Source organism: Psychrobacter sp. 72-O-c, from assembly GCF_904846605.1.
In the GTDB taxonomy this organism is placed as follows: Bacteria; Pseudomonadota; Gammaproteobacteria; order Pseudomonadales; family Moraxellaceae; genus Psychrobacter.
Window position 1 is genome coordinate 37,254 of record NZ_CAJHBI010000017.1, and the last position, 13,483, is coordinate 50,736.

Annotated in this window: 8 protein-coding genes; 5 read left to right on the forward strand and 3 right to left on the reverse strand. The window is 42.3% G+C overall.

The annotated features are described in order from the left end of the window. Positions 1-27: 27 nt before the first annotated feature. The 3 genes from JMX97_RS07940 to parC form a co-directional block, all read right to left on the reverse strand. Positions 28-864, reverse strand: a complete 837-nt coding sequence (locus tag JMX97_RS07940; protein WP_227671516.1) for a Cof-type HAD-IIB family hydrolase — start codon at positions 862-864, stop codon at positions 28-30. Positions 865-1,017: 153 nt separating this feature from the next. Beyond that, positions 1,018-2,541 (reverse strand): cryptochrome/photolyase family protein, encoded by a 1,524-nt coding sequence (locus tag JMX97_RS07945; protein WP_201556605.1) that lies wholly within the window; start codon positions 2,539-2,541, stop codon positions 1,018-1,020. Positions 2,542-2,631: 90 nt separating this feature from the next. Further along, positions 2,632-4,962: a DNA topoisomerase IV subunit A gene (parC, locus tag JMX97_RS07950; RefSeq protein ID WP_201556606.1), complete on the reverse strand. Its 2,331-nt coding sequence runs from the start codon at positions 4,960-4,962 to the stop codon at positions 2,632-2,634. A 627-nt stretch (positions 4,963-5,589) separates the two neighbouring features. Between parC and JMX97_RS07955 the strand changes: the two genes are divergently transcribed. The 5 genes from JMX97_RS07955 (at position 5,590) to JMX97_RS07975 (ending at position 13,324) form a co-directional block, all read left to right on the forward strand. Further along, positions 5,590-7,452, forward strand: a complete 1,863-nt coding sequence (locus JMX97_RS07955) for a vWA domain-containing protein (protein ID WP_201556607.1) — start codon at positions 5,590-5,592, stop codon at positions 7,450-7,452. Between the two features lie 219 nt (positions 7,453-7,671). Next, the gene (locus tag JMX97_RS07960) at positions 7,672-9,408 is read left to right on the forward strand and encodes an AMP-binding protein (RefSeq protein WP_201556608.1); all 1,737 of its coding nucleotides are present in this window, start codon (positions 7,672-7,674) and stop codon (positions 9,406-9,408) included. 452 nt (positions 9,409-9,860) lie between these two features. Beyond that, on the forward strand, positions 9,861-11,666 hold the full coding sequence (locus tag JMX97_RS07965) for an AMP-binding protein (RefSeq protein ID WP_201556609.1): 1,806 nt from the start codon (positions 9,861-9,863) through the stop codon (positions 11,664-11,666). A 350-nt stretch (positions 11,667-12,016) separates the two neighbouring features. Further along, positions 12,017-12,733, forward strand: coding sequence for a ribonuclease PH (gene rph, locus JMX97_RS07970; protein ID WP_201556610.1), 717 nt, complete (start codon positions 12,017-12,019; stop codon positions 12,731-12,733). A 99-nt stretch (positions 12,734-12,832) separates the two neighbouring features. After that, entirely contained in the window at positions 12,833-13,324 is a 492-nt protein-coding gene (locus JMX97_RS07975; protein WP_201556611.1) for a hypothetical protein, read from the forward strand. Positions 13,325-13,483: the final 159 nt, after the last annotated feature.

A 13,483-nucleotide genomic window follows, 5' to 3' on the forward strand; every position in this document is an offset into this window, starting at 1 on the left:
TTTATGACTTCTGGGCTAATTACTGATTTAAGCTTTCTGGTCTATATGTAAGTGATCGAGCACAGCTTGTATCCCATACTCTTCAATAGTACCGGTGACAAAATCCGCACGCTCTATAAGAGCCGGTTGACTATCACCCATTGCCACGGCAAACCCGACCAAGTCAAACATTTCTAAGTCATTCATACCATCACCAAACGCCATGCAATCGCTAACATCTACGGCGTAATGCTGACATAGATCTTTAATACCTCGTGCTTTTGACGCCTCTGCTGGTAATATATCTGCGCCAATTTGATGCCAATGCACCAGTTTTAAATCATCTTGGGCAAAATTAATATCTTGCATTTTGTCCTCTTGGTTATTGAAAAATACGGAACATTGATAGACAGGATTTGACTTATAATAATCTGGGTCAAGAATAGAGTTTGGCGTTATAGCGTTGTATTCACGCAGTCGCTCGTTTTCATCTGACCATGCAATATGAGTCGCCGAGTCAAATTTGTGAATGAGTTCGCTTTTTTGGCACAGCAGTACAATCTTATTAGTCTGCGCATCTGATAATGGATAATGACTGATCATGCCGTCGTTATTGAAGCTATATTGTCCATTCATACAAATGATGGCATCTAATACATTAGCGTCAAGTAAAGCTAGAATATCAGCAGGCAAAATAGCTTTTGAACGTCCTGTCGAGATTACCAATTTAATATCAGTCTGAGCAAGCTGCTCCAACGTTGCTTTATTATGCTCAGCAATGACACCTTTACGACTTAAAGTATCGTCAATGTCAAAAAATATGATTTTAGGCGTAGGAAATGAGTTATTCATAATCTCTTGGGCAACTTTATCTTTAATAAACATGATGATCCTATTATTTTTTATTCATCCAAATATTACTATAGCAAGTCATGAGAAATACATGGCTATAGAGTAACTGGTGATTGGTAAAATTTTCCTCACTTACTGCGCAATAATTTTCAACTCTTAACAATCTATCTTAGGATTGTTCATTTGTTAAGCTCTAGTATCAAGCTTAGCCAAAAACTGCTCGGCATTAATGAGATGTTGTTGCTGCTGGTCTTTATCCATTTTATCCCACATGGCGAGCAGCATACCAATGCGTGGGTTTTTACTAAAAAAGTCGCGATGGACGTGCATAAAGCGCCAAAATAACCCATCCCATATCTGCGCCCATTCGACAGACTCGCCTTTTGATTTGACCTGATAATTGCTCATTTTATTAATATAATTACTACCACTAATATAAGGCTTAGTCGCTACCAATCCACCATCTGCAAATTGACTCATGCCATAGACGTTCGGCACCATTACCCAATCATAGGCGTCGATAAACAGCTCCATAAACCACTGATGTACCTCATCAGGATCAAATTCACAGAGCAACATAAAGTTGCCAAAGATCATTAAACGCTCAATATGATGCGCGTAGCCCGTTTTGAGTACCTTTTTAATCGTATTATCAATAGGAACAATACCAGTATCGCCCGTATAAAAACTTGGCGGTATCTTGCGGGTAAAACCCCAAAAATTGGTCGTACGTTGTTGATGGCCAACGGATTCATACAGCCCATACATAAACTCGCGCCAACCGATAATTTGACGGATAAAACCCTCACGAGAGTTGATAGGAATTTCATATTCTTCACTAATCTCTAATGTACGTGCAATCACTTGTCTCGGCGTCAATAAGCCCGTATTTAACATCGGCGTAAGTACACTATGATGCAATATATGCTCGCTATCGACCATCGCATCCTCAAACGGCCCAAAGTCTTTAAAGCGATTTGATAAAAAGTTCTCTAGCCATTGTTCCGCCTCTGCATGAGTAGTCGGATAGCGAAAGTCTGGATTTATCTCGCCATAATGATCGCTAAAATGCTTCTCAATATAAGCTATCGTCTCACTATAATATTCGTTCAGTTCGGGAAAAGTTATTGATGGTGGTGTTTTTTTACGCGGATATTTTTTACGGTTATCTTCATCGAATGACCACTGGCCACCGATAGGATTTTTCTCATCATCTAGCAGTATGTTTTCGCGCTTGCGGGCTTCAATATAAAAGTCGTGATGAAACAGACGATTGTTCTTAAAGAAGTCGCAATATACGGGTAAAGGGTTCAAAAACATTGGCGTTGGTGAGCAGTCAAAAGCAATATCTGCGTTTAGTATGGCCTTTTGCATACGCAGTCGTAGCCAGTTATCGACCACATCAATACAATAAATTTTTGCGATGCTATATTCGTTATCAGGTTCATTGTTTGCACTGACAAAGCTGGCAATCAGTTTGCGACAATCGCTGTGCTCATGCGTTGATTCTATGTAATGTACACTTTTACCCGCTGCAAGTAGCTTTTGCTCGTAAGCCTTCATGCTGGCACGATGCAACACCAGCTTTTGCTTGTGAAAAGGATATTGAGTAAAGTATAAATCTTCTTCTATCAGGTAGCAGTCCTCTTGCCAAAGTGAGATATCAGCAAACAGTTGATGCGGAAAGATTAGGCTGATTTTTTTGCTCATTGGGAGGCTCTAATTTTTTAAAGGGAATGGCTATTTAGAGGAATTGGTTGTAGGCTGGGATTTTAGCCCAGTAATACAAAAAATCTAAACCTAGTCCCCAACCTCAACACTAGTCACATTCTGAAACCCTCTTGGGAGCTGACCACCACGACTACCGCGTTTCGCAGTATAATTAGCTAAGTCCATCGGCTTCAACGTCACATGACGTTTACCGGCCGTAATAACCAGACTGTCTTGCTGACGTAATGGCGTGATGGCAAGCACTTCTTCTTTATCTTTTAGATTGATCATTTTATTACCCTTGCCACGAGCCTGCTCAGGTAAATCATCAAGGGCAAAGATTAATAAATATCCAGCATTGGTCACGACTGCAAGTTGATCGGGAAGATGATTAGAAGTTTGACTGTTTTCGGTAGAAAGTATACTACCGTTCTCCGAATTTATATTTACATCAGCTTGAGTATCAATACGTGCGATAGGTAATAGTCGGCTATTAGCAGCCAGGTTAATTATGTTTTTACCGGCTTTTTGATTACTATCTAGATTACCAATGTTGTTGATAAAACCATAGCCTTGTGAGCTTGCTAAGACGATACGCTGGTCATTGTCACCGGTGAGTAGCTGCTCAAAGGTAGCACCTGAAGGCGGTTTCAATACGCTAGTGAGCGGATCCCCTTGACCACGAGCCGAGGCAAGATTGTGCGCATCAATACTATAACTGCGTCCGGTGCTATCGAGTACGTAGATTCTCTCATTCGATTTACCTCGGACGTATGCTTGGTAAGCATCGCCTGAACGGTAGCTCATACCAGCGGGATCAACCTCATGGCCTTTGGCCGCGCGAATCCAACCCGCTTTGGATAATACCGCAGTAATCGGCTCACTTGGTACAAGGTCTGACTCTTTTAAAGCTTGCGCTTCTTCGCGTTCTGCTAGTGGCGACATGCGATTGTCACCGTGTGCTTTCATATCCTCGGTCAGCTCATCTATGATCAAGCCTGTAAGGCTTTCCGGATTATCGAGATACTCTTGAAGAATAGCGCGCTCAGCTGCCAGTTCATCTTGCTCACGTCTGAGCTCAATCTCCTGTAGCTTTGCCAGTTGGCGCAGACGAATATCTAGAATGGCATTAGCCTGAATATCAGTTAAATCATAATCTTGCATCAAGGCTAATTTTGGATCATCTTCTTCCCGAATAATACGAATGACTTCGTCGATATTTAGATAAGCAACCAACAGTCCCGCTAAAATATGCAGGCGTTTATCAATTTTATCGAGACGATATTGCAATCTACGCATGACCACTGAACGGCGACTGATGAGCCATTCTTCTAATATCTCTTTTAGGTTTTTGACTTGCGGCTTACCGTTTAGCCCAATCATATTCATGTTAATGCGGTAATTGTTTTCAAGATCAGTGCTAGCAAATAGATGGCTCATGACTCGCTGGACATCGACCCGAGTTGAGCGTAATTCCAAGACGATACGGCACGGGTTTTCGTGATCCGATTCATCATGAATATCGACGACCCAAGGTAGTTTTTTATCCGTCATCAGCTTAGCGATTTGCTCTTGGATTTTATTACCTGATACTTGATGGGGTAACGCATCGATAATAACTAAATTCTTCTCTTTATCGTCGATATGATAAGTGGCACGCATTTTATAGCTGCCGCGTCCACTCTCGTAGATAGCTTGTAGGTCTTTTTTGCTGGTAATGATTTCAGCGCTGGTGGGCAAGTCAGGCGCGGGTATCGACTGAGTCAATTGCTTGACTGATAGCTCAGGATTTTTAAGCAAGCGAATAGCCGCACGTACTACTTCGTTAAGATTATGCGGCGGAATATCGGTTGCCATACCTACGGCAATACCAGTCGTACCATTTAATAAGATATTGGGTAGGCGTGCTGGTAGAGTCGTTGGCTCTTGCATCGTACCATCGAAGTTATCTTGCCAATCGACGGTTCCTTGACCTAATTCTGCTAATAACGTATTGGCATAGGCTGACATTTTTGCTTCGGTATAACGCATGGCGGCAAAGGATTTGGGATCATCAGGGCTGCCCCAGTTACCTTGACCAGTAATCAGCGGATAGCGATAACTAAACGGCTGTGCCATCAATACCATGGCCTCATAACAGGCGCTATCACCATGTGGATGATATTTACCCAGTACGTCACCAACCGTACGAGCAGACTTTTTGGGCTTAGCCGTAGACTTAAGACCCAGCTCGCTCATGGCAAAAATAATGCGTCGCTGAACGGGTTTCAGACCATCAGCGATATTAGGTAGCGCCCGATCCATGATGACGTACATGGCATAATTTAAATAGGCTTGCTCGGTGAACTCCGCTACAGAACGGGTGTCCATTGCATCGTTAGGTACGACGGGATTAATGGTGTTATCAATGACATCAGGCATAAAATAGGGTTCGCTTATCAATTTTAAATATTGTTTTTTAAATAGGGTCGTTCAGTTGGGTTATGCGATGGGGTATCGTTCATCCAGAGCAAAAATAGTACGTTATTTTTATAATGACTTGTTAAAGAACACTCGAATAAGTTGTTCTTCATCGTTCTTAACTATTTGCAAGCTCCCAAAGTCACCCGTTTATTTTTGTCAAATCATATTGGCCAATCGTTCTAAAAATAACGACTACTCTGCTTTTAACTTAACGCATGATGACATGCTTAAAAGCTTTGCTGAAAATAAAAATAAGATAGCGCTATCGTAAAGGAAATCGCGACAATTAAAAAGGTGTCTGCCGTAATAGACGACAGGTCATGACGCGACAATTACTATTTTATTGATAGATTTTATAATCTAAGTTAAGTATAGTTAATCTAATTGTTTTTGGTTGTTAATTAATAGTTTAACCAATAGCTTAGCTGGTAATAATAGCGCCACATATAGTTAAGAATTATCAGTAAAAATCGTTGGTAAAAAATATCGACAAGTTATTCATTTTTTTTGCTTGGCTTAATAGCTGTTTAATTATTATTTAAACTCTGCTCAATTCTCTGCTTATAAGGCACAAGGAAGCTGCTTATGTTGTTGTCCCATTCAATCCGAACGCGTACTTACAAGCTTAACCGTACTGTTTTACTGATAAGTGCTATAACCAGTATCGGTCTGAGTGCCTGTAGTACACAGCAGATGAGTAAGCCCGTAGCGGAAACGTCTAGCAGCACCGTAAGCCAACAGCCTGAAACTAACAAAGAGCCTTCAGCGCCTGTTGTGGTCTCAGGTGCTACCCCAGTCGTTGGAATAGTAAGTGCTGACCATGCCAGCAATAGTACCAACAGCCCCAATATGCTCACGCGTTCAGCATCTCAGTCTACGGTTATGCCATCATCAATAAGAGTCGCACCAGAAGCACGCGATAACTATCAAAAGAACGCAGCAAATCCCGTTCATCGTACGGCCGATATGTCAGTCGCCACTTTATCTATCGATACCGACACTGGCAGCTATGCTAATGTTCGCCGCTATCTGAATGAAGGCCAATTGCCACCTACCGCAGCAGTACGAGTTGAGGAGATGATTAATTATTTTCCTTATGACTTCTCGAACAGTCGTCGTCTTGGTCGCGCTCCTTTTGTGGTTGAGACTGAGATTGTCGACTCGCCATGGGATAAGGTAGAGCAAGGCAATCAAATTCTAAAAGTCGGTATTAAAGCCATTGACACCATGTATCCGGGGCAATCTGGTAAAACTGACAGTACAAGTGTTCAGCTACCGCCTGCCAACTTAGTGTTTTTGGTCGATGTGTCAGGGTCGATGCAATCGCAAGATAAATTACCACTTGCCAAGTCAACGTTGAATCTATTATCCAAGCAACTGCGTGCTGAAGATAGTATCAGTATCGTCACTTATTCAGGGCGTACACAAGTGGTATTGCCAGCGACTCGTGGTAATGATGTCGCCACTATTCAAGCGGCAATTGATGGTTTACAAGCGGCAGGTAGTACTAATGGCGAAGATGCTCTTAAGTTAGCTTACGCGCAGGCGAGTAAATCACTAAAAAAAGGCAGTATCAACCGTATCTTGATGCTAACTGATGGTGATTTTAACGTTGGTATTAGCGATGTTGACGAGATGCTAAATTTGGTCAAAGCCAAACGCAATCGCGGCATTTCGCTATCAACTATCGGCTTTGGTCGTGGCAATCTCAACGATTATATGATGGAACAAATGGCCGATAACGGCAATGGCAATTACAGCTATATTGACAGCTTAACGGAAGCTAAAAAAGTACTGAGTGACGAGCTTGCCTCCACCTTCAATACCGTTGCTAGTGACGTTAAAATTCAAATTGAATTTAATCCAGAGCAAGTTGAAGAGTGGCGTTTGATTGGCTACGAAAACCGCGTGCTCGCTGAGCAAGACTTTAATAATGACAAAGTTGATGCCGGAGAATTAGGAGCAGGCAAGGCAGTAGTGGCATTGTTTGAGATTACTCCCAAAGGTCAAACGGGTACTTTTGCACCGCGCCGTTATAAAGAAAATGCCGCGCAGAATACCCGTAAGTCAGCAAAGAATATCAACAGTACAGAATTAGGCTTCTTAAAAATACGCTATAAAGCCACGCAAAACTCAAAATCCCAGCTTATTGATATACCGATTAAATCAATTAGCAAAAGCGCCCCTTTAAATAAAGCTCATCCTGACACTCAGTTTGCGGTGGCAGTCGCCGGTTTCGGTCAGCGCCTACAGCAAAGCCCTTATATCAACAACTGGCAATATACTGACAGTAAACAGCTTGCTAATCAGAGCTTAAGCTATCGAACTGTGAGTGATCCTAACGGTCTACGTCGCGGGTTTGTACAGTTAACGGAGCTTGCCGACGCCCTCCAACCTGCGGTAAACAACAATACGCACCCTTCTAAACAGAAAGTAAGCATGAAATAGTATATAGTAAACATTTATTGGTATTTATCTAATGACTGTTAAAGACCTCGTTATTATCTTTATAAGATGTTGATATAAATGATTTTATTGTCCGTCAAGTAACTTCGTGGACTCAAGTGCCAATTTTTTGTATTGAGTAGTTTAAGCAAAGTGTGTATGTTAAAGAACAAAGGGGTATTCACCGCTAATTGCATAAAATTCATTAGGAGAAACAAGATTATGGACAATCAAGGCCAAGGCAATTTAACCCGTCGTGATGATAAAGTCTGGCTAAAAACTTATGAAGAGCTTGGACTGACCTACGATATCGATTTACCGGCTGACAATACCTCGCTTATCGATATTTTTGAGCAAAGTTTTGCTCAAAATGGCGACAAAAAGGCATATATATGCATGGGTTCTTCGCTAAGCTTCCAAGAAGTGGATTTATATAGTCGCCAATTTGCCGCTTATCTACAGTCATTAGGACTGGTCAAAGGTGATAAAGTCGCGGTGATGATGCCCAATATTTTACAATTGCCCGTAGCCGTCATTGGCGTACTGCGTGCAGGTCTCACTTTGGTTAACGTTAATCCGTTATACACGACCCGAGAGCTTGAACATCAACTGACCGATTCTGATTCCAAAGCGCTGATTATGGTCGAAAATTTCGCCAAAACCTATCAAGATATTGGCCGTAAAGTAGTGGATCATGTGGTTATTACGGGCATGGGCGACTTGATGGGCACGCTCAAAGGCTTCATGGTCAACACGGTCGTCCGTCATGTCAAAAAACTAGTACCAGACTACAAGATTGCCAATAGCGTGAGCTTCAAAGATGCGCTTAAGCAAGTCACTGCCAGTAAGTACAAGCGTCCCAGCAATATTGTGCTCGATGATATCGCTGTCCTGCAATATACTGGTGGTACTACTGGTGTGGCGAAAGGCGCGATGCTAACTCACAAAAACTTGGTAGCAAACTTAATTCAGTCTAATACCTTTTTGGGCACCGCCTTTGATGATTTTGATCGCAGGGGTGAGCAGCCCGTGATTATGACGGCTTTGCCGTTGTATCATATTTTCTCATTCACGGTTTGTGGTATGTTCGGTCTGTATCGAGGTTGCGTCGTGCTATTAGTGCCCAACCCACGCGACCTTGACAGCTTGTTAAAAGCATATAAAGCTACTCCACCAGCATTCTTCCCAGCGGTAAACACCTTATTTAATGCGCTTGCCAATAATGAAGAATTTAAAGCCATGGACCATAGTAAGTTGCGTATGTCGATGGGTGGCGGGATGGCAGTGCTAAGTGCAACCGCAGAAAAATGGCGTCAGGTAACGGGTAATATTGTTGTTCAAGGTTATGGTCTGTCTGAAACATCTCCGGTCGCGACTGCCAACCCTTATAATAGTCCGACGTTTACCGGCACGATTGGTGTACCTATGCCTGCTACCGACATCGCGATCCTAGATGAAGCGGGTAATGAGGTGCCACTTGGCGAGCGTGGGGAGATCGGCGTTCGTGGCCCACAGGTGATGAAAGGCTACTGGAATCGCGAAGATGCCACGGCTGAGTCTATGACGCCGGACGGATTTTTCCGTACTGGCGACATCGGCATTATGTCTGAAGATGGTTATGTGACCATCGTCGACCGCAAGAAGAACATGATTTTGGTTTCTGGCTTTAACGTTTATCCGAATGAAATTGAAGAGGTCATGGCCGGTCATCCAAAGATTTTAGAATGCGGTGTCATTGGTGTTACAGACGAAAAAAGTGGTGAATCTCCGAAAATTTTTGTGGTACGTAAAGATACTAGCCTTACCGCTGAAGAGGTCATTGCCTATGGTAAAGAGCATTTGACTGGCTATAAGCGCCCACGTCATGTTGAGTTTATCGATGAGCTACCAAAGACAAACGTCGGTAAAATCTTACATAAAGATTTGCGTAAACTTGAAGAAGATAGACAAGCTAAATAATAGCTAGAGCTGGTGTCAAAATCGAAGCCAAAGTTAGTTTCAGCGTTTTACCATAAGTTAAATGTTAATCAGTAACAAAAAAACGATAAGGTTGCCTATGTGCGGCCTTATCTTTTTTTTATTAACGTTTTTAGTTGAGGATAGACAGTACACATAGAGAATTTTTGGCAAAACTGCTATAGTGCCCGTCAATATTACCCTCTATTTGGCTCTAAAAGATCCTGGGCTTGGGCTCTACAAATCTTATAAAGATATTTTAGCGTTTTAAATTTAGTGACCGATTAATAACTAGATTGGCGACTGCTATAATGGCTGTTGGTTCAGAAAATGACTGTTTATCTATATATTATCTATAACAGGTTTCTTGTTTAACGAACAGTCACCAACGAACACTGTATTTGCATCTTCATTAGATTATTCTATATTTTTAATGGTAACATTTAGGGAAAGTTATGACGGACAGTATCAATAAATCAACGCCTGACCATAAGCCAAGCAAAGGCAAAGAAGCGGGCGTGAATGATGCCCAATCGGTAGCTGAGATGACCGCATTTCCGACTATGCCGATCATCCCTAGCGATAGACCGTGGCTCAACGCTTATGAGCGCTATGGTATCAGCCCCACTATTGATATGCCAGATAACAGTACCTCTTTGCTTGAGGTCTTTGAGCGTAACTTTCAGTGTTATGGGCAAAAACCTGCCTATATCTGCATGGGTGCCTCGATAAGCTATAAGCAACTCGATCTATATAGCCGTCAGATCGCCAGCTATTTACAGTCGCTAGGATTGGTTAAAGGTGACAAAGTTGGCGTAATGATGCCTAACATTTTGCAGTATCCTATTGCTGCCCTCGGTATCATCCGTGCGGGCATGGTTTTGGTCAACGTTAACCCGTTATATACCAGCCGTGAGCTTTCTCATCAGTTGCGTGATAGCGGCACAAAAGCCTTATTCATTGTTGAAAACTTCGCTAAGACTTATCAAGAAGCTGAAAATAAGGGCCAAGTTGAGCACGTCGTTGTTTGTAATCTTGGTGATATGCTAGGACTGGTCAAAGGCACTGTGGTCAATCTAGTTGCGCGCCATATCAAAAAAATAATTCCTTCTTATAGTTTGCCTAAAAGCATTGACTTTAAGCAGGCGCTAAACGCGGTATCGGCCAGCAAGTATAAGCGTCCTGATCTAAATTTAAACGATGTGGCCTTGTTACAATATACCGGTGGTACGACAGGTGTGGCCAAAGGCGCAATGCTGTCTCACGGTAACTTAGTCGCTAATATGCTGCAGATTAGCGTGTTGATGAACAGCGCTTTTGAAGATGATGCTAACGCTGACGATGTGATTTTAACCGCGTTACCCCTATACCATGTGTTCTCATTTATGGTTTGCGGTATGTATGGCATGTACGAAGGCTACACGGGGTTATTGATTCCGAATCCGCGTGATTTAGATGGTCTGATTAAAGAAATGGCCAAATATAAGCCCTCATTTATCCCAGCAGTAAATACTTTATTTAATGGTTTGGTGCATAAAGACAGCTTTGCGGAACTAGATTTTTCCAACTTAAAGGCAGCTATTGGTGGCGGCACGTCAGTATTGCCTAGCGTTGCAAAAGAGTGGCATAAAATTACAGGCTTACCTATCGTCGAAGGATATGGCTTGTCTGAAACCTCACCAGTTGTAGCCTTTAATCCGATGACTATTGCTGAATTCACTGGCAAAATTGGTATTCCAGCGTCTAGCACCGACGTTGTATTGATTGATGATGACGAAAGTGAAGTCGCCATCGGTGAGCGCGGTGAGATTTGTGTGAAAGGCCCGCAAGTGATGATTGGCTACCAGAACCGTCCTGATGAAACAGCGGAAACTTTTACGGCGACTGGTTATTTAAAAACGGGTGACATCGGTATCATGGATGAAAAAGGCTTTATCAAAATCGTTGACCGCAAAAAAGATATGATTTTAGTTTCTGGATTCAACGTCTATCCTAATGAAATCGAAGAGATCATAAGTGAACATCCAGCGGTAGTAGAGTGCGGCGCGATTGGTATACCAAGTGAGGAACGTGGCGAAGATCCCAAGATTTTTGTGGTCAAAAAGGGCAACGTAACTGAACAAGAATTGCTCGACTTTGGCAAAAAGAACATGACCGGCTACAAGCGTCCCCGTCATGTACAGTTCGTTGATGAACTACCAAAATCAAACGTTGGTAAGATCCTTCGTAAAGAATTGCGTAAGATGGAAGGTTTAGACTAACGTAGACTATAGTCAGAAAAACAGACGTTTTTCGATACTAAAATTAGGCAAAACAAAGGCAATTTTGCCTTCGTTTTGCCTATAACCTTGGTCAAAATGACAAGTTGTGAGCCGACACGTATCTTGCTATTAGACCATTGTCACGTTAGGATATCTCATAATTTAAGCCTGCTAAGCTGCCTGATAATTGTTTATTATCATATGTTTTAATAGGCTACTTATTGATTAAATATTTACTGATTTACTGTTTGTTAATCAAATAGACACCGATTCAAAAAAAGCAGATTTAAAAACTATAGATTCAAAATCTACAGACAGACTGCTTTTATAACCTTGTATTAGGAATTTTTATGCGTACTGATAACCGTGAGCTCGACCAACTTCGCTCGATTAGCTTTGAGCGCCACTATACCAAGCATGCCGAAGGGTCAGTGTTGGTCAGCTTTGGTGATACCAAAGTATTATGCACCGCCAGTGTTGAATCCGGCGTCCCACGCTGGTTAAAAGGCAAGGGCAAAGGCTGGATTACTGCTGAATACGGTATGTTGCCTCGCGCGACTAATACTCGTAACCAACGCGAAGCGGCGCGCGGTAAGCAATCGGGTCGTACCCAAGAGATTCAACGCTTAATCGGTCGTAGCCTGCGCGCTATGATTGACCTAAGCAAACTGGGCGAAAATACTATTTATCTCGATTGTGATGTGTTGCAAGCAGATGGCGGCACGCGTACTGCCAGTGTTACCGGTGCTGCTATCGCGTTAATCGATGCGCTTGAAAGTATTCAAAAAACCAAAAAGCTCAAAGCTGATCCACTCATTGGCTTAGTCGCTGCGGTCTCTGTAGGCATGAAAGATGGCGAAGCTTATCTAGACTTAAATTATGAAGAAGATGCCAGCTGTGATACTGATTTGAACGTGGTTATGACCCAAAAAGGCGAATTTATCGAGCTGCAAGGTACTGCTGAAGAAAAACCATTTACCCGTGCCCAAGCTGATGACATGCTGATCCTAGCCGAAAAAGGTATTGCTGAGCTTATTACTATGCAAAAGACTGCTTTAGGCTGGTAACTTCGTTAGATTAATAGTTTTCATCGCTAATTGCTATTTCAATTAACTTTTAGCTGCCTTCTAATTTTTATTTAATGATCTCGCAACAGGTAGTAATGCATGCTTAAGCTGACTGATGACGGCGCAAAGATTACCTTACAAGGACAGCCCCAAGCACTAGACAATGGGCTGTTTTGGTTTGGTGCGGCGTTATTAGTAGGCGCAGTTGCCGTAGCGATGGTGATGAGTCTGTTACCTGTGAGATGGTCTATTGGCGCGCTTGCATTATTGATTGTCGGTAGTTTTGTTTTTAATCGGCAGCGACAACAGCGTAAAAAAGCCATGAGCGGTCATATTAGTAGCGGTATTTTATGGGTGAAAGATGGTGAACTGGTACATGACAGTCAAGGTAAACGTAACCATATCCTTCTGGTAGAAGGTGATAAAATCACCCTAGATGGTGAGCAGCTACAGATCGTTGGTGCTGACAGTGTACGTAAATACCATATCAACGGCTTTGATAATGAAAAAGAAGCTCAAGCAACCAAAGCTATATTAGAAGGGCAGGCGCTAAACAAACGCCATGCCAATATTAAGATGAACAGCGATTAAAATGAGCAACGCTTAATCCTGTTTTTTTTCCCTCTTTCCTTTTTTGTTTTAATTCTTCCGGTTTTTTTCCCTACCTTTTATCTTGATTTGTCCTCCTTTTATCGCCTGACCGTAATTAATAGTGCTTGCAGTCTCTGGTCTAAATGGTTTATAACTACA